We start from the raw sequence: 18,589 nt of genomic DNA, 5'->3' as shown, positions 1-18,589 counted from the left end.
GAACCGCACATGAACGCTCAACTGACGCTCAATGAGCTGGCTGCGCTGATGAAGTCCGCCGCCGGCCTCACCGTCGACCCGAAGGAGCTGGCGAACCGGCCCGACGCGACCTTCACCGAGTTCGGCCTGGACTCGCTCGGCCTCCTCGGCATCGTCGGCGAGCTGGAGAACCGGCAGGGCCGGACGATGCCGACGGACGCGGAGCGCTGCAAGACGCCGCGCGACTTCCTCGACCTCGTCAACACCGCGCAAACAGCACAAACCGTCAAAGCCGCCAAAGACAACGTATCTACGACAGGAGCATGACATGCCTGGCCATACCGAGAACGACATCACCATCGCGGCGCCCCTCGACCTCGTCTGGGACCTCACCAACGACATCGAGAACTGGCCGCAGCTGTTCAGCGAGTACGCCTCGGTCGAGGTGCTGTCCAGGGAGGGCGACAAGACCACCTTCCGGCTGACGATGCACCCGGACGACAACGGCACCGTCTGGAGCTGGGTCTCCGAGCGCGTCGTCGACCGGCAGAACCGCACCGTCCGCGCCCGCCGCGTCGAGACCGGCCCGTTCGCGCACATGGATATCCACTGGAAGTACGCCGAGATCCCGGGCGGCACCTCCATGCACTGGACCCAGGACTTCGCGATGAAGCCCGACGCCCCGGTCGACGACAAGGGCATGACCGAGCTCATCAACCGCAACTCCCGGATCCAGATGGAGCTCATCCGGGACCGGATCGAGCAGCGTGACCGCGAGCTGCGGTCCACCGCAGTCAGCTGACGGCCCGCAAGGCCGTGTTCGGACCGCCACCCGGCGGTGACGAAGGGATCTCCCCGATGCATCACGCTCTGATCGTCGCTCGTATGGCGCCCGGTTCGGCTCCGGACATCGCCGAGGTGTTCAAGGCCTCGGACCGTACGGAACTGCCGCATCTGGTCGGCGTCTCGCGACGGACCCTCTTCCAGTTCGGTGACGTGTATCTGCACCTCATCGAATCCGACCGGCCGCCAGGACCGGAGATCGCCAAGGTGACGGAGCACCCCGAGTTCCGCGCCGTCAGCGACAAGCTGTCCGCCTTCGTCAGCGCGTACGACCCGGAGACCTGGCGAAGCCCCAAGGACGCGATGGCCCAGCAGTTCTACAGCTGGCAGCGCGACGGCAGCGGCTGACGCGTACGCGGCGCCGGGGCGATCCCCCGGCTCCCGCGCGGGCCCGGACAAGGGCAAGGTCGCCCGGTGAGGATGCTGTTCCTCACCGGGCGACCTGCCGTGCCGGGCCTTGCTCATTCGGGGACGGTGCACTCGAACGCATGCAGATACGGATTCACGACCAGGATCTCGCCGACCTTCAGGCCGGCCTCCGCCATGCGGCTGACCAGGCTCGCCTTGGTGTGCTTGGCGCCGCCGACGTTGAGGAGCAGCAGCAGGTCCATGGCGGTGGTGAACTTCATCGAGGGGCTGTCGTCGACCAGGTTCTCGATGATCACGACGCGGGCGCCGGGACGTGCGGCCTTGACGACGTTGTGGAGCGTCCTGCGAGTGCTCTCGTCGTCCCACTCCAGGATGTTCTTGATGATGTAGACATCGGCCCGGACCGGGATGTCCTCGCGGCAGTCGCCGGGCACGATCCGTACCCGCGGGGCGAGCGGGCCGCCGTCCGCCAGCCGGGGGTCCGGGTGCGCGACGACCGTGGGCAGGTCGAGGAGGGTGCCTTCGAGGGCGGGGTGCTTCTCCAGCAGGCTGGCGAGCACATGCCCCTGGCCGCCGCCGATGTCCGCCACCGACGACGCCCCGGTCAGATCGAGCAGCTGGGCGATGTCCTGCGCCGACTGCTTGCTGGAGGTGGTCATCGCCCGGTTGAAGACCTCGGCCGAGTCGCTTGCGTCCTCGTGCAGGTACTGGAAGAACCCCTTGCCGTACAGGTCGTCGAAGACGCTGCGGCCGGAGCGCACCGCGTCGTCGAGCTTCGGCCAGGCCTCCCAGGTCCACGGCTCCGTGCACCACAGGGAGATGTAGCGCAGGCTGTTGGGGGAGTCCTCCCGCAGCAGCCGGGACATGTCCGTGTGGACGTACTTCCCGTCGTCGGTCTCCGCGAAGATCCCGTAGCAGGACAGGGCGCGCAGCAGCCGCTCCAGCGGCCGCGGCTCGGTCTTCACCGCGGTGGCCAGTTCCTCCGCGGTGGTGGGCCGGTCGCCGAGCGCGTCGGCGACGCCGAGTTGCGCCGCCGCCCGTACGGCCGCCGCACAGGCGGCTCCGAAGACAAGCTCCCGGAGCCGCATGGCCGGCTGGGGGGTGGGACTTACGGTGGTCATTCCGCCTCTATTCTCCCGTTGAAGAGGGGTGCGCCCGGTGCTCCCCGTGTCGTCGGCACAGACCGGCCGGCTCCGAGGTCCGGCACACGTTGCGGACGAACCGGTTTCCCTTGCCCTTGGGGTCCCGGTCGGCCAGGTCCACCGGCTTGTTGTGCAGCACGAGGTTCTCGCTGATCAGATTGCGTTCGTTGGTCGTCTTCACGAAGCTGCGGAACAACACGATGCCGCCGGAGAGCGGGGACTTGCCGACGTGGCCCCGGATGTCGTTGCGCGTCACCAGGGTGCGCTCGGCGCCGGTGAGGATGATGCCGGAGCCCTGGATGAACGGCAGTCGGCTGTTGCCGGGGCAGTGCTTGTTGTTCTTGAGAATGGTGTTGTTCCGGACCGTCAGAGCTCCGGCTCGCGGGCGGGATTCGTCGCCGACGACGAACACTCCGCCGCAGTTACCGGTGATGCTGTTGTGGGCGACGATCAGGTTTCTGACCCGCCGGACCGTGACGCCGATCCGGTTACGCGAGAGACGGTTGTCGGTGATCGTGGACCCCCGGGTGTCGGTGGCCCCGCCCTCCTCCTTGACCGTGTTCGCCAGGAAGATGCCCGCGTCACCGTTGTCGATGGCGGCGTTGTCCCGGATCACGGTGCGGGTGGACTTCTCCTCGGCGATGCCCCACACGCCGTTCTTCCGCACGGCGACGTCGTGCACGGACAGCCGGTCGGTGCGGGAAGCCCAGATGCCGCTCTTCTTGAAGCCCTGGACGGTCAGCGAGCGGATGCTGACGTTCCGCAGCGGTCTGCCTCCCGTGCCGACGACGCAGATCCCGTTGCCGCTCTGCCCGCAGGCGTTCGCGGCCCGCTTGCCGGCCGGACTGATCACCGTCTTCCGGCCCGCACCGACGAGCCGCAGCCGCGACTTGCGGATCAGTACGCTCTCCCGGTAGTGACCGGGTCGGAGGAAGACGGTGTCGCCCGGCTTCGCTCTGTCCACCGCCCGTTGGATCGACTCACCGGGGTGGACGACGTGTCGTTGCGTTGTGTCGCACGGCGATGCCGCGCCGAGTCCGCCGATCATCATCGCGGCGACACAGCCCATGTATTTCATCTGTCGTAGCGCCATGAGGCGAAGCTATGGGCGATCACCGGCACTCGCCACATGTGGTGACCCGACGATGACGGTGTGTGCAGCGGCCAGCTTTCGACACGCCGTCAAGTCCGCTGCCCCACCCGTCACCGGACTGCCGATCAGGGCCGGTCAGCGGGCTTTTCGGACGCCTCGTCGGCGGTTCCGGACGCACCGGTGCACGGCCGGCAACCGGTGGGCCCGGAATCAGCTGACCGGGTATCGGGCGGGGTGCCGTCCGGCGTGTCGGACCCGGCACCGGGCCGGCCGTCCGACGGGTCGTCAGCCGGCCCGTCCGGCTCCACCTCGGTCAGGAAAGCCGCGAGGCTGGTCGGCAGAAACCACGGTCGGGCGCGGGAAACGGTCACGGAAGACCAACGCGCCAAGCCCGGCCGACGACACCCGCTCGGGGCTGCGGAGGCGTTTGATCACCCCAACGGCCGCGGGGAGGGCGCCGCTGAACGGGTGCGGGGAGGGGCCGGGGCCCAACAGCACGAGGCCCGGCCGGCAGCCGGGCGTGCTCCCCCCTTCCGCGCTCGGCCCCGCAGAGGCGGTGCCGGAAAGGTCAGCCCGCCCGCTCGGCCGCGCTGCGCTCCACACAGAACTCGTTGCCCTCGATATCGGCCAGCGTCACCCACCCGGCCCCGTCGGCCCGCCGGTGGTCGGCCACCAGGGTCGCGCCGAGCGCCAGCAGCCGCTCGACCTCGTCGTCCCGGCCGCGGTCCTGGGGCTGAAGATCCAGATGCACCCGGTTCTTCCCGGCCTTGGCATCGGGCACCGTGACGAACAGCAGCGCGCCGCCCGCGGCCGTGACCGTGGCCTCCGGATCGCCCGGCAGGTCGTCCTCGGCCAGCGTTCCGTCCAGTACCTCCGCCCAGAAGCTCGCCAGACGGTAGGCGTCGGAGCAGTCGATCGTGAGGTGGCGTACCAGTGAAGTCATAGGCGTCACTATGCGGTTGGAGGGCGGGGGGCTGTCCAGCGGATTCATGCGCCACGGGCGGAGAGGCCGCCGCTTCGCCCCGTTCGCGGCTTCGGCGTCCGCATCCGGTGCGGGCCGCCCGGCGGCCGCCGCGGCCGCGGAACCCGGCCGAAGGTACGGTAACTGCCCCCGGGCGCCGGAGAGTTCACGGAGATACGGCAGCACGGTCCGGGGGCGGGCGGGCAGGACCGGCAGGTCGGCGGCAGCGGGGGAGGGGGCACGCCGGGAGATCCGTGCCGCACGGGCCCCGGTTTGTCCGGCACACCCATTCAAGTCGCCCGCCCCGGTCGTCTACAGTTGCAGAATTCCGCAATTCAACAGATGACGCGATGGCCGGTCGGCCTGAACGCGGAGGACATGCGTGGGCGGTTTCGCCGAATCGGTACGGATACGGGTGCGCGCGGCGCGGTCCGCGCCCGGTCCCGGGAGCGGGGCGCGCAGATGAACGGTGCCTGGGTTCCGCTCTGTCAGGCCAAGGCCGACTTCTTCCGGATGCTGGGGCATCCGGTCCGCATCCGGGTGCTGGAGCTTCTCCAGAGCGGGCCGATGCCGGTGCGGAGTCTGCTCTCCGCCCTCGAGGTGGAGCCGTCCGCGCTCTCCCAGCAGCTGGCGGTCCTGCGCCGCTCGGGCCTGGTGACGGCCACCCGCAGTGGCTCCACCGTCGTCTACGAGCTGGCCGGAGGCGAGGTCGCGGAGCTGCTGAGCGCCGCCCGCCGGGTCCTCACCGAGGTGCTCGCCGGGCAGCATGCGCTCCTCACCGAACTGCGGCAGGCCGAGACCGGAGCACTGCCGGCGGCCGGCGGGGTGGGGGCCGTCTCATGACCCGCTCGCTCCGCCGCGCGCACGGTCACCGCACGGGAGTGGTCCGCTCGTTCACCACCGGACAAGGGTGATCGCGGATGGCCGGCGCACCGAGGCGTAAGGGGCCGCCGCCGTGGCGGGCGGTCCGCTCCCGCACCTGCATACCCACGCCCTCCGGGCCGGGGACCGTACGGCCCTGCCGGGGGCGTCCCCCCGGGCGAGGACCGCTCCGCACGGCGCGCGGGCACGGCCGCGCCTGCCCGGAGAGCGTCGCCCGCCGCCGCACCTCGCCGCGCTGCGGCGTCCGCCGGGCCCGTACGGCCGCGGTGCGTCCCGGGGCCCAGCTGGCGCGGCTGCCCGGTGCGGTGCTGCTCGCCCACCGGGCGCCACGACGCAGCCTGTGGCGGCAGGTGTTGCTCTCCATCGTCGTGACCAATCTGCTGCTGGTCTTCCTGGCGCTGGTCATCTATCTGGGCCGGCACGCCGGGACGTGACGGCGAGGGCGGCAGGGGCCTGTTCGGGCACCCCCGTCACAGGCGCTCCGTCCGCCCCCTTCCCGGCCCGCCACAACCACGTGACGTCCCGCCCGAAGGACCACACGAGGAGTCCCAGCGCCACGGCCACGGCGGCGACCGCCGACGCCCGCGGCAGGATCCCGGCACCGGCCACGACCAGCACGACGCCCTGAAGCGCTGCCACGGTCTTCCGGGCCATGCTGTGCGGCAGGTCGCCGCGCAGCCACGGCAGCACCCACGACGCCGCGACAAAGGCGTAGCGCATGAGGCCGATGCTCAGCACCCAGGCGCCCAGCGGGATGGCGACATGGACACAGAGCACCAGGATCAGGAAGGCGTCGACCTCCATGTCGAAGCGCGCCCCCAGCGGGGTCGCCGTTCCGGTGCGCCGGGCCACCTGTCCGTCGACCGCGTCCAGGACCAGCGCCACGGCGGCGAAGGCGATCAGCACCGTGACCGGTACCGACCGGCCGAAGGAGTCCGCGACCAGCGCGGTCACCCCGCCGACCAGGATCGTGCGGGCCAGTGTGACGCGGTTGGCCGGTCCGAACGAGGTGGTCCACGTCCGGCGCAGCGCGACGGTGAGCACGGCCCAGGTGGCGACGGCGAAGACACACCCCGTGAGCCACCCGATGGTGCCCAGACCGGACACTCGGCACAGGACCTCCAGTACCAGCAGTTGCACCCCCATACCGGCCGTAATGTCCGGTCCGAACGGCCTTGTGTCGTAGCGCTCTTGTACGGCCACCCTGCCTCCCGGGATGTGTAGCGGACTCGAAGGGCGCCGCGTAGGGTGACGGCGTCCTCATGATCCCCAGCATTGATGAACCATCGCCGTAGCGTCCAGGAGGATCCCGATGCCGCGCGTCGCTTGTGCCTTTTGGATAAGCGCTCCAGGTCAGGGCGAGATCCGGACGGTAGCCCTGCCGGACCCCGCCGATGACGAGGTTCTGGTGCGCACGGTCTGCTCCGGAGTGAGCCGTGGAACGGAGACCCTGGTCTTCCGTGGCGGCGTCCCCGAGAGCCAGCACACCGTGATGCGGGCGCCGTTCCAGGAAGGCGCCTTCCCCGCACCGGTCAAGTACGGCTACCTCAATGTAGGCGTCGTCGAGGAAGGCCCGCCCGACCTGCTGGGCCGCTCGGTCTTCAGCCTGTATCCCCATCAGACGCACTTCGTCGTCCCGGCGAGCGCCGTCACCCCGGTACCGGACACCGTCCCCGCCGAGCGTGCCGTCCTGGCGGGCACCGTCGAGACCGCGGTGAACGCCCTGTGGGACGCCGCGCCGCTGGTCGGCGACCGGATCGCGGTGGTCGGGGCGGGCATGGTCGGCGCCGGCGTGGCCGCGGTCCTCGCCCGCTTCCCGGGGGTCCGGGTGCAGTTGGTGGACGCCGATCCCGTGCGCGCCGCCACCGCCACGGCACTGGGTGTGGACTTCGCGCTGCCCGCGGACGCGCTGGGCGACTGCGACCTGGTCGTGCACGCCAGCGCCACCGAGGAGGGGCTGGCGCGCTCGCTCGAACTGCTCGCCCCGGAAGGCACCGTCATCGAGCTGAGCTGGTACGGAGACCGGCAGGTCAGCCTGCCGCTGGGGGAGGCCTTCCACTCCCGCCGGCTGGTCGTCCGCAGCAGTCAGGTGGGCACGGTGTCCCCGGCCCGGCCCCGCCGCACCTACGCCGACCGGCTCGCGGTCGCCCTCGACCTGCTCGCCGACCCCGCCTTCGATGCGCTGATCACCGGCGAATCCGCTTTCGAGGACCTGCCGACGGTGCTGCCCCGGCTCGTTTCCGGCGACCTCCCGGCGCTGTGCCACCGCATCCGGTACGGGCCGGCCGGCGGCTGACAACCCCCGGGGACCCGCCCGGAATTCACCCCCACGACCACACCTCGCTGAGACCGACATCACACCGGAGGAACGGCCTTGTTCAGCATCACCGTCCGCGATCACCTCATGGTCGCCCACAGCTTCCGTGGCGCGGTCTTCGGACCCGCGCAGCGCCTGCACGGCGCGACCTTCATCGTGGACGCCACCTTCCGCCGTGCGGAGCTCGACGCCGACAACATCGTCGTCGACATCGGCCTGGCCACCCAGGAACTCGGCGCCGTGGTCGGAGAGCTGAACTACCGCAACCTCGACGACGAGCCCGCCTTCGCCGGCATCAACACCTCGACGGAGGCCCTGGCCAAGGTCATCGCCGACCGGCTCGCCGAACGCATCGAGGCGGGCAACTTTGGGGCGGGCGCCCGCGAGCTGGCCGGGATATCGGTCACCCTGCATGAATCGCATATCGCCTGGGCGACGTACGAGCGCACCCTGTGACCCGTACCGGCGCCACCGCGGCGGCGGAGCGTGTGGTGCACTTCGTCCTCCCCGGTGACGTCGACGACCCGGCGGTACCCAGCGGCGGCAACACCTACGACCGCCGGGTGTGCCGCGACCTCCCGGCGGCGGGCTGGCAGGTGCGCCCGTACGCGGCGCCCGGAAGCTGGCCGCAGCCGGACGCCGCGGCCCGCACGGGGCTGGCGCGGCACCTGGCGGCGCTGCCCGACGACGCCGTGGTCCTGCTCGACGGCCTGGTCGCCTGCGGCGTCCCCGAAGTCCTCGTCCCGGAGGCGGCACGGCTGCGGCTCGCCGTACTGGTCCATCTGCCGCTGGCCGACGAGACCGGGCTCGACCCCGACGTGGCGGCGGAGCTGGACGCCCGCGAACGCCGCACCCTGCACGCCGTGGGGAGCGTCGTGGCGACCAGCGACTGGGCCGCCCGTCGGCTGGTCGCCCATCACGGGCTGGCGCCGGAGCGGGTCCATGTCGCCAGGCCGGGAGCCGACGCCGCGCCCCTCGCACCGGGCACCGACGGCGCCACCGGGCTGCTGTGCGTCGCCGCGGTCACCCCGCGCAAGGGACAGCACCTCCTGGTGGAGGCCCTCGCGACCGTCACCGAGCTGCCGTGGAGCTGCGTATGCGTCGGCGGGCTCGACCGTGATCCCGGTTACACCGCCCAACTGCAAAGCCGCGTCGCCGAGTCCGGCCTCGACGACCGGATCGCCTTCACCGGGCCGCAGGCGGGCGCCGACCTGGAAGCGCGGTACGCCGCGGCCGACTTGTTGGTGCTGACCTCATACGCCGAGACCTATGGCATGGTCATCACCGAAGCGCTGGCACGCGGGATTCCGGTGCTGGCGACGGCGGTGGACGGGGTTCCGGAAGCGGTCGGGCAGGCGCCCGACGGCAGTGTGCCCGGACTCCTCGTACCGTCCGGACGGCCACCGGCCCTTGCCGAGGCGCTGCGTGGCTGGCTGGGTGATCCGCAGTTGCGTGACCGGTTGAAGAATTCGGCACGCGGACGGCGTGCCATGCTGGAGGGGTGGGAGATGACGTCGCACAGTCTGGCCGGAGCGCTGGAACGGCTTCGGGACGAGATCCGGAGCATGCGGTGAACGTAACCGGAAGGCCCCGATTCGCCCCGCGCTGGCTGGAGTTGCGGGAGCGCGCCGATGCCGCGGCCCGCGCACCCGAGCTGCTGCATCCGCTGCTGGAATGGGTGGCCGCGCAGCCGCCGCCCGCCGGCCCGCCCGGGAGCCCGCGCGAGCTGGTGATCCGTGACCTCGGGTGCGGCACCGGCTCGATGGGACGCTGGCTCGCCGTCCGGCTGCCCGGCCCCCAGCACTGGGTCCTTTACGACCACGATCCCGTGCTGCTCGACCACGCCGGTGCGCGGATGCCCGTAACGGCCGCCGACGGTACGCCCGTTGACGCCACGACCGAGCGCGGCGATCTGGCCACCCTCACCGCCGACGACCTCGCGGGCACCTCGCTGGTGACCGCCTCCGCGCTGCTCGATCTGCTCACCCGCGAGGAGGTGGAGGCACTCGCCGACGCCTGTGTGGGCGCGGGCTGCCCGGCGCTGCTGGCGCTCTCGGTCGCCGGACGGGTCGAGTTGACCCCCTCCGATCCGCTCGACGCCGAGATCGCCGACGCCTTCAACGACCATCAGCGCCGCACGGACCAGGGCCGCGGTCTGCTCGGCCCGGACGCGATCGCGGCGGCGGTTGCGGCTTTCGAGCGGCGCGGTGCGACCGTCCTGGTGCGGCCCAGCGCATGGCGGCTGGGCAGTGCGGAGTCCGCGCTGACCGCCGAATGGCTGCGCGGCTGGGTCGGCGCCGCGCACGCCCAGCGGCCGGAGCTGGCACCGGAGGCGGTGGCCTATCTGCGGCGGCGGCTGGAGGAGTGCGCGGCGGGGGAGCTGACCGTCGCGGTGCACCACACCGACCTGCTGGCGCTGCCCGGACCCTCGTCCAGGAGCGCGGGATGAACAGGTCCCGCTGGGCGGCGTGGCTCAGGCTGCTCGCGGGACTGGGCATTCTGGTGGCGCTGGTGTGGCATCTGGGATCCGACGCCTTCCTGGACGGACTGCGCCGGATCGACGCCGCCACACTGCTCGCCGCACTCGCCATCGGCCTGCTGACCACGGTGTTCAGCGCCTGGCGGTGGTGTCTGGTGGCCCGCGGCCTCGGTCTGCGGCTGCCCCTGGGCGGGGCCGTCGCGGACTACTACCGGGCGCTGTTCTTGAACGCGGCGCTGCCCGGCGGCGTCCTGGGCGATGTGCACCGCGCCGTACGCCACGGCCGTGACTCCGGTGACCTCGGCCGGGGCGTACGCGCGGTCGTCCTGGAGCGCACCGCCGGCCAGTTCGTCCTGCTCGTCGCCGGGGCGGTGGTGCTGCTGGCCCGGCCCTCGCCCGTCCTGGCGCCGGTCGCCGGCTTCCTCACCTCGCCCGGTGTCGCACTGGCCGCGGCAACGGTAGGCGTGCTGCTGGTGGCGATCGCCGGCCGGCTGCGCCGTCACCGGGGCGCCTCGCGCGCCGAACGCGCCGTGCGCACGGTACTCACCGAGGCACGCCAGGGCCTGCTCGCCCGCGGAGTCTGGCCCGGCGTCGCGCTCTCCTCCGTGGCGGTCCTGGCGGGCTACCTCGGGATGTTCGTGCTGGCTGCCCGGGTCGCGGGAGCCACCGCGCCGACCGCCGAACTCGTACCGCTGGTGGTGCTGGCGCTGCTCGCGATGGCCCTGCCGCTGAACGTCGGCGGCTGGGGCCCGCGGGAGGGCGTCGCCGCCTGGGCCTTCGGCGCCGCCGGGCTAGGCGCGGCGCAGGGCCTCACCACTGCCGTGATCTACGGGGTGCTCGCCTTCGTCGCCGGCCTCCCGGGCGCCGCCGTGCTGCTCGTCCGCCGGTCCGCCGGATGGCGCACCGAACGCCCGCAGTTCGAGTTCGAAGAGCGTGTCCTCGCCGAGCAGGGCGCGCCGCAACGGCGGGCGTAGCGCCTCCCGCATCACCCGCGTGCCGGGAAACCGCAGGCCGGGGATGCCGTCGCCGAGCAGGACCGGTGCGACGGTGACATACAGCCGGTGCAGCGCCCGCTCCTGGAGGAACCGCGACACGGTGACCCCGCCCCCTTCGATCAGCACCCGCCCCAGACCCCGCCGCGCCAGCGCCGCCAGCAGGCGCCGGGGGGCGAACGCGTCCGCGTCCGGCAGCACCATGACGTCCACGCCGCCGCCGGCGTCCCCGGCCACGGCGCCGGCGTCCGGTCCCACCACCCACAGCGTCGGCGCGGCACCATCGGTGAAGACCCCGCTGTGCAGCGGCACCCGGCCCCGCGGATCGAGCACCACCCGCACCGGATTGTCCCCCGGACAGGCGCGTACGGTCAGCCGCGGATCGTCCGCGACGGCGGTACCGGCCCCGACGAGCACCGCATCGGCCAGCGCGCGCAGCCGGTGCAGATGGCAGCGGTCCTCCGCCCCGGTGACATAGTCGGCATCGCCGGTACGGGTCGCGATGAAGCCGTCCAGGCTCTGCCCGAGCTGCGCGAACGCGACCCGCGGGCCGGCCAGGCACAGCGGCAGATAGCGTTCGGCGAGCTCCACCGCCTCGGGCGTGGCGGGCCCTTGCCGGCGCAGTCCGCCGTCCCCGTCCGCCACCAGCCCGGCGGCCTGCGCCTCGTCCGCCGTACGGATGGTCCGCAGCCGGTCCCAGGCGGCCGCCGCGTCGAGTACCTCAGTCATGGGCTTCCGTTCCTGCGCCCAACAGCGCCGCATATTCGTCGAATGCGTCGACCAGGCCGGCCAGCAATTCCTTGCCCTTCCCGGCGGACGCCAGGGAGGGGCGCCCGATGACCCCGGATTCGGTATAGGCCGACATGCCCAGTGTCAGGAGCTGCTTCCGGTCATCGGCGACGCAATCCGCTGATTCATAGCCTTCCTTGACCAATTCGGGATGGGCATACAGCAGAATGGACGTCTCGGCCTCTCCCGCATGCATATCGGTGTGCCCGGACGTCTGCACCCCGGCCCCGGTGCGCGCCGCGTCCCAGTCGGCCGATCCGGGGAAGAGCGCCATCCGCACGCCGCTCCCTGCGGATTCCTGAACGACATTGCGCAGTACGTAATTTCCGCCGTGCCCGTTGACGAGAATCAGGGTGCCGATACCGGACCTGTGGAGCGAATCGGCGATGTCCGTGACGACCGCATGCAGGGTGCGGGCCGAAATGCTGACGGTCCCCGGCCATGCGGCATGTTCGTGCGAACAGGACACCGTCAGCGGTGGCAGCAGCTGGACGGGCCGGCCGGCGGCCACCTCCCGGGCGATGGTGCAGGCGATGACGGTATCGGTGGTCAACGGCAGGTAAGCACCGTGTTGTTCGAAGCTGCCGATGGGCAGCACGGCCATCGTCGGCCGTCGTGCGCGTACGTCCTCCGTGGTGTCCGCCGGCAAGAGGCCGGGTGCCGAAGTCGGGCGTCCCGAAGCGGTCATCGTGTGCTGCGGCCTTTCGTCGCTGACTCACCGAGTCATGGTTGTCGCAGCATACTTGTTGTGTTCTGAGTGACTACCGACGATCCATTCACCACGCGGGTACGATCGCGCCATGATGGACCCCGACGACGATGCACACACCGACCTCCGTGTCGCAATCGATGATGCCCTCGGCCAGAAACCGGGCGTGGAACAGGTGGTGACGGTCAGGCTCCCCACGACATACGGTGAATTTCTCGCCGTCGGCTATCTGGACCGCCGCAGCGGGATCGAGCAAGTGGCGCTGGTCCACGGCGATGTCGTGGGAGAGCCGGTGCTGACCCGCGTGCATTCGGAATGCCTCACGGGTGATGTCTTCGCATCCACCCACTGCGAATGCGGCGATCAATTGTCCGCCGCGCTGCGCGCCATCGTGGCGGAAGGCCGCGGCATTCTCGTCTATCTCCAGGGCCACGAGGGCCGGGGGATCGGGCTGTTGGCCAAGCTCCGGGCGATGAAGCTACAGGAGGGCGGACTGGACACGGTAGAGGCGAACATCGCGCTCGGACTGCCCGTCGACGCCCGCGACTACGGCGTCGCGGCGGAGATGCTGCAGGACCTCGGCGTCCGGTCCGTGCGGCTGCTGTCGAACAATCCGCGGAAACGCGAGGCGCTGCTGCGGTACGGCATCGCCGTCACCGAACAGGTCCCGCTGCTGATGACGCCCCGTGCGGAGAACATTCGCTATCTCCGCGCCAAACGGGAGCGCCTCGACCACGATCTGCCGCATCTGGACGGCATACCCGGACTGTCCTGACGCGGCGGGGACGAAGAGGGCGGCTACCCATGCCGCGAGGGAGGGCCCGCGACGCAGAGGTCGCGGGAGCCCTCCCTCGGTGGGGTGGCGGCCGATGCAGGCCGGATCAGGAGGTGGCGGGTGCCGCCTCGGCGGTGGTGGCCTCGGACCGCGTCGTGATGACGCGCTCCGCGAGGTGACCGAAGACCAGCCCGAAGGCGGTCCACAGCACCAGTTGGATGGCGATCGTCGTCACCCGGAACTGCCAGAGCAGCGTGCCGGGGAACCCGTGCGGCACATTGTCGTAGGACGGCAGGAAGGCGTACGCGATCCCGACGGCGACCACGAACGCGGCGCCGCCCGCGACCGTGGCGTACCAATTGCCCAGCTTCGGTGCCAGGCGCCGGCCGAGGATCGTCGCCCCGACGGCCAGCAGGATGCCGAGCAGCATCATCAGGAAGTACAGGGCGGTGCGTTGGCCGATGGTGTCGGGATCACCGACGGCCGGCGGGTTCGCCGGGTACTTCAGGAACGGTACGAGGTAGACCAGCAGCGCGGCGCCGGCCAGCAGGGCGGCGGTGGTCCGGGCGCCGAAGCGCCCGATCCGGCCCAGCATGAAGCAGAAGACCAGGGCGGCGATCCCGCCCAGTGCCACGCCGTAGACCAGTACGCCGGTCGCCAGCCCCGCGGTGGACTGCATACCGCGGCTGACGACCTCCACTTCGTGCTCGTGGCCGTGGCTGTGTGCTTCCTCGAACGCGATGGCGGCGTCCACCCGCGGTTCGCCCAGCAGAAAGGCGACGACGAGGGCCACGACACCTGCGGCCAGACCGGCGAGCATCCCGCGCACCAGAAGGGTTCTGATGGTGACGGAGTTCATGGGTGCGAAATCCGATCAGTGGCAGGGGAAGCCGAGGAGGTGGCGCCCGTCGTGGACCCACTCGTGGACCTCCGTGCCGGAGAGCAGCGAGGTGGCGCCCTGCTCCGCGCCGATGAAGTACAGCAGGACGAGCATCAGGACGCCGACGAACAGCGCCCACGGGGCGATGGCCTTGAGGGGGAGCGGGGCCGGGGTGACGGCGCCGGTGGCGGGGGGTGCGATGGTCTGAGCCATGGCGGAACCTCCTGTGCGGGGAACTCGCGTCCCTGATCGGTGGAGTGCGTAACGACATGCCGGGTCTGGCTCGCCCGGTTCCGGCCCTGCTGGGCTGGTAAAAATCCGGACATACAGTGGCGCGACCGCGCCGGTATCCCACCGGCTTCCGTCATGTCGTCGTCAATATCATCGGGAAGGTACCGCGATCCGGCCATCAGGCCAAGGCTGCGCGGGGGGCGGAGAGGCGCAGTACAGGGCGCGCCGGCCGGACAACTCCCGTGCGCCGGACAGGTGTTACGGGGGTCGGTGAAGAGCGAGAGAAGAGGGCATGACAACTCGGGTGATGTTGGTCTCACCGGCCGCGGGCGACGCCCAGCGCGAGGTGCGCTTCGACGACGACGGCGCGCTGAGCGAGGCCGGACTGCGCCGCGTCCGGGCCGCCGCCGGAGCACTGCCGGCCGCCGACCGGATCTTCGTCTCGCCCTCCGCCCGGTGCCGGCGGACCGCCGAGGAGCTCGGGCTCACAGCCCGCTCGACGCAGGAGCTGGCGGGCTGCGCCATGGGCGGCTGGCGCGGCCGGACCCTGGCCGAGGTCGCCGATGCCGAGCCGGTCGCGGTGTCCACGTGGCTCTCGGACCCGGATTTCGTGGGACACGGCGGGGAGTCGCTGCGGCAGCTCTGCGACCGGGTCGCGGGCTGGCTGACGCGGATGGCCCTGGACGCGGGCCGGGTGCTGGCCGTCGTCGAGCCGGACGTCGTCCGCGCGGCGGCGGTGTGCGCCCTCGCGGTCCCCGTGGACGTGTTCTGGCGGCTGGATGTGCCGCCGCTGACCGTGACCGAGCTGAGCGGCCGCGGCGGACGCTGGAATGTGGGCCTGGGGCGGGCGCCGGACCGCAGGTGACGGCGGTGCGGCGACTGCGCGGCCAAACTCCCTTGCCCCTTCATCTATCCATAAAGGCGACATAAGCGCAGAATAAAGGTGCGCGGCTCGATGCCACGCGGAACGGCCAGTTTGCGAACGAAGGAGGCGAGTCGCATGGCCGACGTCTCACACCACAGGGGCGATCTCGCAGGTCACCCCGATGCATCGGAGATGCAAGCTCGGTACGAGCGGGTACTCGGCGGGCGTGACGTGGTACTCGTCGACGGACCGGTTTTCCTGGTCGGCCTGTACTGCGCCGTGTCGCCGTGGGTCCTCCACTTCGCCGCCGCACAGCCGGCGCTCGTCATGCACAACCTCATCCTCGGTATCGCGATCGCCCTGCTGGCGGTCGGGTTCACCGTGACCCCTGACCGGATGTACGGGCTGAGCGGCGCGATGTGCGCGATCGGCGTATGGATGATCATCTCGCCGTGGATCGTCGGCAGCGGCCCGGACGCCGGCGTCATCTGGAACAACATCATCATCGGCGCCCTGACGTTCCTGCTGGGTGCGATGTGTGTCGCCGCGGCGTCGAAGAGCCGCCGCACCACCTGACGCGCGCTCGCCACAAGGGCGTGTGGAAGCCGCCGGCCGCTTGCCTTCCGTGAGAGGCGAGCCGGTCGGCGGCTGTGCGTGGCCCGGCCGTGGTCAGGCTGCCGGGCCGGGCCTGCGGCTGCTAGCGATGCCGGTCGCGGTCGCCGGCGAGCAGATGGCCCAGCAGTCCCGCCAGTACCAGCCCGCTCGCGAGCAGCAGCCCGTGCGAGAGCGCGATGCCGGCGGTCAGGCTGCCGGCCGCGGCGGCCGGCACGAGCCAGGCGAAGCCGCGGTGGTGCGGGCGGGGCCGGACCGGGTGGCCGGCTGCCGGGGTGCGGGGGTGGGTGCCGGGGTCCGCGTCGTGCCGGAACAGTTCGGTGAGTTCGCCGAAAGGGCGGTCGTCGTACGGAGACAGCGTCGTCCCTCCTCCGGGTCGTGCGGCGGCCGTGCCGTAGCGGCAAGGGGAAGGCGGGCGGGGGGCGGGGCATTGCTCCGGTGAGCGCGCGTAGTCAGGTCACCTGACTAGCCGCGGCGGGGGCGGCAACGTCATCGGCATTGTTGTGCCCTGCCGGGCCTTGCCCGTAACGCCGTTGACGAGAGAGGTGCCGCATCATGCTGCGCGACGACCAGCCCTCGTGCGACGACCGGCCCTCGTGTGACGACCAGTCCTCGCACGAGGGCCGGGGCGCGCTGGTCCGGCTCGCCCGCAACCGCTTCAGCGTCATCGAGGCCGAGCCGGTATGAGGCGGACGGCGGGATACGCGGGCGCCCGACGGGGCCGGCCCTGTGTATCCCGCCCGGAGCGGGGCCCGCACGCATGCGATAACCGGGCACATTCGGTTAAATCGGTTGCATGGGTCCGCCGACTGTGGCCCGCCGCCCCGGAGAGGGAGCGCCCCGTGACCGCTGCACCCGTGGATGATCACCAGGACTTCGCCGACGCCGACCGTGGTTTCATCGCCGCGCTCGACCCGCCGCAGGTCACCGGGGACGACGGCCGGGTGATCTGGGACGCCGAGGCCTACGGATTCCTGGCCGGAAACTGCCCCGACACCGCGAACGAGAGCCTGTGGCGGCAGGGCAGGCTGGTGAGCCGGCAGGGCCTGTACGAGGTCACCGACGGTATCTACCAGGCCCGCGGCCTGGACCTGTCCAACATGACGCTGGTCGAAGGCGACCACGGCGTCATCGTCATCGACCCGCTCGTCTGCACGGAGACCGCCGCCGCGGCCCTGGAGCTCTACCGCAAGTACCGCGGCGACCGGCCGGTCACCGGTCTGGTCTATACCCATTCGCACGGAGCGCACTTCGGCGGCGGACGGGGCGTGCTGCCGCACGACCACCACCCCGTTCCGGTGCTGGCGCCGGCCGGCTTCCTCCGGCACGCCGTCCGGGAGAACGTCTACGCCGGCCCCGCCATGACCCGGCGCTCCGTCTACATGTACGGAACCCAGCTCCCCAAGGGACCGGAGGGCCAGATCGGCTGCGGCCTGGGCACCACCCGCTCCACCGGCACCATGACCCTCATCCCGCCGACCGTGGACATCACCCGCACCGGCCAGGAGGAGATCGTCGACGGCGTACGCATCGTCTTCCAGCTCACTCCGGGCACCGAGGCACCCGCCGAGATGAACTTCTGCTTCCCGGCGCACGAGGCCCTCTGCCTGGCCGAGAACGCCACCCACACCCTGCACACCGTCCTGCCGCTGCACGGCGGCGACGTCCGCGACGCCCGGACCTGGTCCCACTACCTGGGCGAGGCGCTCGCCCTCTTCGGCGACGAGGCGGAGGTCGCCTTCGCCTCCCACCACTGGCCGACCTGGGGCAAGGACCGCATCAAGACCCTGCTGGCCCACCAGCGCGACCTCTACGCCTACCTGCACGACCAGACCCTGCGGCTGCTCAACGAGGGGCTCACCGGCACCGAGATCGCCGAGGAGCTGCGGCTGCCGCCGGACCTGGAGCAGGACACCTCCCTCCACGGCTACTACGGCTCGCTCAGCCACAACGTCAAGGCGATCTACCAGCGCTACATGGGCTGGTTCGACGGCAACCCCGCCCATCTGTGGGAGCACCCGCCGGCCGAGCAGGCCAGACGCTATGTGGAGACCATCGGCGGCGTCGAGGCCACGGTGGACGCGGGCAAACGGTACGCCGCCGACGGCGATCTGCGGTTCGCCGCCACCCTGCTCAACCACGCCGTCTTCGCCGAGCCGAAGAACCTCCGCGCCCGGCGTGAACTGGCCCTGGTCTACGAACGGTTGGGCCACGGCAGCGAGAACGGCACCTGGCGCAACTTCTACCTCACCGGCGCCATGGAACTGCGCGGCACCCTCGCCGAGGCATGGGCGGCCACCGCCGACCCCGAAATCGCCGGCGCCCTCACCGTCGACCAGCTCATCGACTCGCTCGCCATCCGCATCGACGGCCCGCGCGCCTGGCCCACCGCGCTCACCCTCGACCTCTACCTTCCGGACGAGGACCGGACCTGGCATCTGACGCTCTCCCACGGAGCTCTCACCCATCTCAGCTCACCCGGCGCTCCCACCCCGTCCGGCGAACACGTCCCCGACCTCACTCTCACCCTCACCAAGCCCCAGTTGCTCGATCTGCTGGCCGGCCGCGTGCCGGGCGACGCCGCACAGCACGGCGAGACCGGTGCGCTGAACCAGCTCCTCGGCCTCGTCCGGACGCCGAACCCCACCTTCCCCGTCGTCACGCCCTGACG

At 71.4% G+C, this 18,589-nt stretch carries 23 protein-coding genes and 1 pseudogene; 15 read left to right on the top strand and 9 right to left on the bottom strand.

All coding sequences use genetic code 11. From position 1 onward, the window contains the following. Nucleotides 1-9 precede the first annotated feature (9 nt). The 3 genes from K7C20_RS03930 to K7C20_RS03920 are packed head-to-tail and all read left to right on the top strand — an operon-like array spanning nucleotide 10 to nucleotide 1,170. Nucleotides 10-306, top strand: a complete 297-nt coding sequence (locus K7C20_RS03930) for an acyl carrier protein (protein ID WP_030083347.1) — start codon at nucleotides 10-12, stop codon at nucleotides 304-306. Between the two features lies 1 nt (nucleotide 307). Next, nucleotides 308-781 (top strand): SRPBCC family protein, encoded by a 474-nt coding sequence (locus tag K7C20_RS03925; RefSeq protein ID WP_030083345.1) that lies wholly within the window; start codon nucleotides 308-310, stop codon nucleotides 779-781. Between the two features lie 56 nt (nucleotides 782-837). Then, on the top strand, nucleotides 838-1,170 hold the full coding sequence (locus tag K7C20_RS03920; protein WP_030083343.1) for a TcmI family type II polyketide cyclase: 333 nt from the start codon (nucleotides 838-840) through the stop codon (nucleotides 1,168-1,170). A gap of 113 nt (nucleotides 1,171-1,283) precedes the next feature. Here K7C20_RS03920 and K7C20_RS03915 read toward each other — a convergent pair whose 3' ends face one another. From K7C20_RS03915 to K7C20_RS03905, 3 genes are all read right to left on the bottom strand, one after another. Beyond that, nucleotides 1,284-2,312 (bottom strand): methyltransferase, encoded by a 1,029-nt coding sequence (locus K7C20_RS03915; protein WP_030083341.1) that lies wholly within the window; start codon nucleotides 2,310-2,312, stop codon nucleotides 1,284-1,286. A gap of 7 nt (nucleotides 2,313-2,319) precedes the next feature. Further along, on the bottom strand, nucleotides 2,320-3,426 hold the full coding sequence (locus K7C20_RS03910) for a right-handed parallel beta-helix repeat-containing protein (protein WP_048829650.1): 1,107 nt from the start codon (nucleotides 3,424-3,426) through the stop codon (nucleotides 2,320-2,322). 568 nt (nucleotides 3,427-3,994) lie between these two features. Beyond that, nucleotides 3,995-4,369: a VOC family protein gene (locus K7C20_RS03905; protein ID WP_030083337.1), complete on the bottom strand. Its 375-nt coding sequence runs from the start codon at nucleotides 4,367-4,369 to the stop codon at nucleotides 3,995-3,997. Nucleotides 4,370-4,849: 480 nt separating this feature from the next. Between K7C20_RS03905 and K7C20_RS03900 the strand changes: the two genes are divergently transcribed. After that, entirely contained in the window at nucleotides 4,850-5,230 is a 381-nt protein-coding gene (locus K7C20_RS03900; RefSeq protein ID WP_030083335.1) for an ArsR/SmtB family transcription factor, read from the top strand. 77 nt (nucleotides 5,231-5,307) lie between these two features. Next, entirely contained in the window at nucleotides 5,308-5,703 is a 396-nt protein-coding gene (locus K7C20_RS03895; RefSeq protein WP_030083333.1) for a hypothetical protein, read from the top strand. On the opposite strand, the gene K7C20_RS03890 is transcribed toward K7C20_RS03895, so the two are convergent. Further along, complete coding sequence (locus tag K7C20_RS03890) at nucleotides 5,672-6,415, bottom strand: CDP-alcohol phosphatidyltransferase family protein (protein WP_053209085.1); 744 nt, start codon at nucleotides 6,413-6,415, stop codon at nucleotides 5,672-5,674. The two genes, K7C20_RS03895 and K7C20_RS03890, sit on opposite strands and share 32 nt — an antisense overlap. A gap of 166 nt (nucleotides 6,416-6,581) precedes the next feature. Here K7C20_RS03890 and K7C20_RS03885 point away from each other — a divergent pair, with 166 nt between their 5' ends. The 5 genes from K7C20_RS03885 (at nucleotide 6,582) to K7C20_RS03865 (ending at nucleotide 11,039) form a co-directional block, all read left to right on the top strand. Continuing rightward, nucleotides 6,582-7,565, top strand: coding sequence for a zinc-dependent alcohol dehydrogenase (locus K7C20_RS03885; RefSeq protein ID WP_053209084.1), 984 nt, complete (start codon nucleotides 6,582-6,584; stop codon nucleotides 7,563-7,565). 78 nt (nucleotides 7,566-7,643) lie between these two features. Then, entirely contained in the window at nucleotides 7,644-8,042 is a 399-nt protein-coding gene (locus K7C20_RS03880) for a 6-pyruvoyl trahydropterin synthase family protein (protein WP_030083327.1), read from the top strand. Further along, nucleotides 8,039-9,160: a glycosyltransferase family 4 protein gene (locus K7C20_RS03875; protein WP_078953115.1), complete on the top strand. Its 1,122-nt coding sequence runs from the start codon at nucleotides 8,039-8,041 to the stop codon at nucleotides 9,158-9,160. Before K7C20_RS03880 ends, K7C20_RS03875 begins: the two co-directional genes overlap by 4 nt. Next, nucleotides 9,157-10,035, top strand: a complete 879-nt coding sequence (locus K7C20_RS03870) for a class I SAM-dependent methyltransferase (protein ID WP_053209082.1) — start codon at nucleotides 9,157-9,159, stop codon at nucleotides 10,033-10,035. Before K7C20_RS03875 ends, K7C20_RS03870 begins: the two co-directional genes overlap by 4 nt. Continuing rightward, nucleotides 10,032-11,039, top strand: a complete 1,008-nt coding sequence (locus K7C20_RS03865; RefSeq protein WP_053209081.1) for a lysylphosphatidylglycerol synthase transmembrane domain-containing protein — start codon at nucleotides 10,032-10,034, stop codon at nucleotides 11,037-11,039. The genes K7C20_RS03870 and K7C20_RS03865 overlap by 4 nt, the downstream gene beginning before the upstream one ends. A 108-nt stretch (nucleotides 11,040-11,147) precedes the next feature. On the opposite strand, the pseudogene K7C20_RS03860 reads toward K7C20_RS03865, so the two are convergent. Then, nucleotides 11,148-11,786 (bottom strand): annotated as a pseudogene (locus K7C20_RS03860) (RibD family protein); the annotation flags it as partial. Further along, nucleotides 11,779-12,534, bottom strand: coding sequence for a creatininase family protein (locus K7C20_RS03855; protein ID WP_030083321.1), 756 nt, complete (start codon nucleotides 12,532-12,534; stop codon nucleotides 11,779-11,781). The pseudogene K7C20_RS03860 and the gene K7C20_RS03855, both read right to left, overlap by 8 nt. Nucleotides 12,535-12,649: 115 nt before the next feature. Between K7C20_RS03855 and ribA the strand changes: the two genes are divergently transcribed. Further along, nucleotides 12,650-13,330, top strand: coding sequence for a GTP cyclohydrolase II (gene ribA, locus K7C20_RS03850; RefSeq protein WP_048829663.1), 681 nt, complete (start codon nucleotides 12,650-12,652; stop codon nucleotides 13,328-13,330). Nucleotides 13,331-13,436: 106 nt separating this feature from the next. Here the strand turns inward: ribA and K7C20_RS03845 are convergent, their stop codons facing one another. After that, nucleotides 13,437-14,189: a CbtA family protein gene (locus tag K7C20_RS03845; RefSeq protein WP_030083317.1), complete on the bottom strand. Its 753-nt coding sequence runs from the start codon at nucleotides 14,187-14,189 to the stop codon at nucleotides 13,437-13,439. Nucleotides 14,190-14,204: 15 nt separating this feature from the next. After that, complete coding sequence (locus K7C20_RS03840; protein WP_030083316.1) at nucleotides 14,205-14,423, bottom strand: CbtB domain-containing protein; 219 nt, start codon at nucleotides 14,421-14,423, stop codon at nucleotides 14,205-14,207. 310 nt (nucleotides 14,424-14,733) lie between these two features. Between K7C20_RS03840 and K7C20_RS03835 the strand changes: the two genes are divergently transcribed. Together K7C20_RS03835 and K7C20_RS03830 are read left to right on the top strand one after the other, a co-directional pair. Further along, a complete protein-coding gene (locus K7C20_RS03835; RefSeq protein WP_030083314.1) occupies nucleotides 14,734-15,306 on the top strand; it encodes a histidine phosphatase family protein in 573 nt (190 codons plus the stop codon). Nucleotides 15,307-15,441: 135 nt separating this feature from the next. Next, a complete protein-coding gene (locus tag K7C20_RS03830) occupies nucleotides 15,442-15,882 on the top strand; it encodes an SPW repeat protein (RefSeq protein WP_030083309.1) in 441 nt (146 codons plus the stop codon). Between the two features lie 121 nt (nucleotides 15,883-16,003). Here K7C20_RS03830 and K7C20_RS38960 read toward each other — a convergent pair whose 3' ends face one another. Further along, nucleotides 16,004-16,135 (bottom strand): hypothetical protein, encoded by a 132-nt coding sequence (locus tag K7C20_RS38960; RefSeq protein ID WP_280921991.1) that lies wholly within the window; start codon nucleotides 16,133-16,135, stop codon nucleotides 16,004-16,006. A gap of 338 nt (nucleotides 16,136-16,473) precedes the next feature. Here K7C20_RS38960 and K7C20_RS38955 point away from each other — a divergent pair, with 338 nt between their 5' ends. After that, entirely contained in the window at nucleotides 16,474-16,605 is a 132-nt protein-coding gene (locus K7C20_RS38955) for a hypothetical protein (RefSeq protein WP_280921990.1), read from the top strand. A gap of 155 nt (nucleotides 16,606-16,760) precedes the next feature. Then, entirely contained in the window at nucleotides 16,761-18,587 is a 1,827-nt protein-coding gene (locus K7C20_RS03825; RefSeq protein ID WP_030083307.1) for an alkyl/aryl-sulfatase, read from the top strand. Nucleotides 18,588-18,589: the final 2 nt, after the last annotated feature.

Source organism: Streptomyces decoyicus (genome assembly GCF_019880305.1).
GTDB lineage: Bacteria > Actinomycetota > Actinomycetes > Streptomycetales > Streptomycetaceae > Streptomyces > Streptomyces decoyicus.
This window is presented reverse-complemented; position numbering and strand designations above follow the sequence as displayed.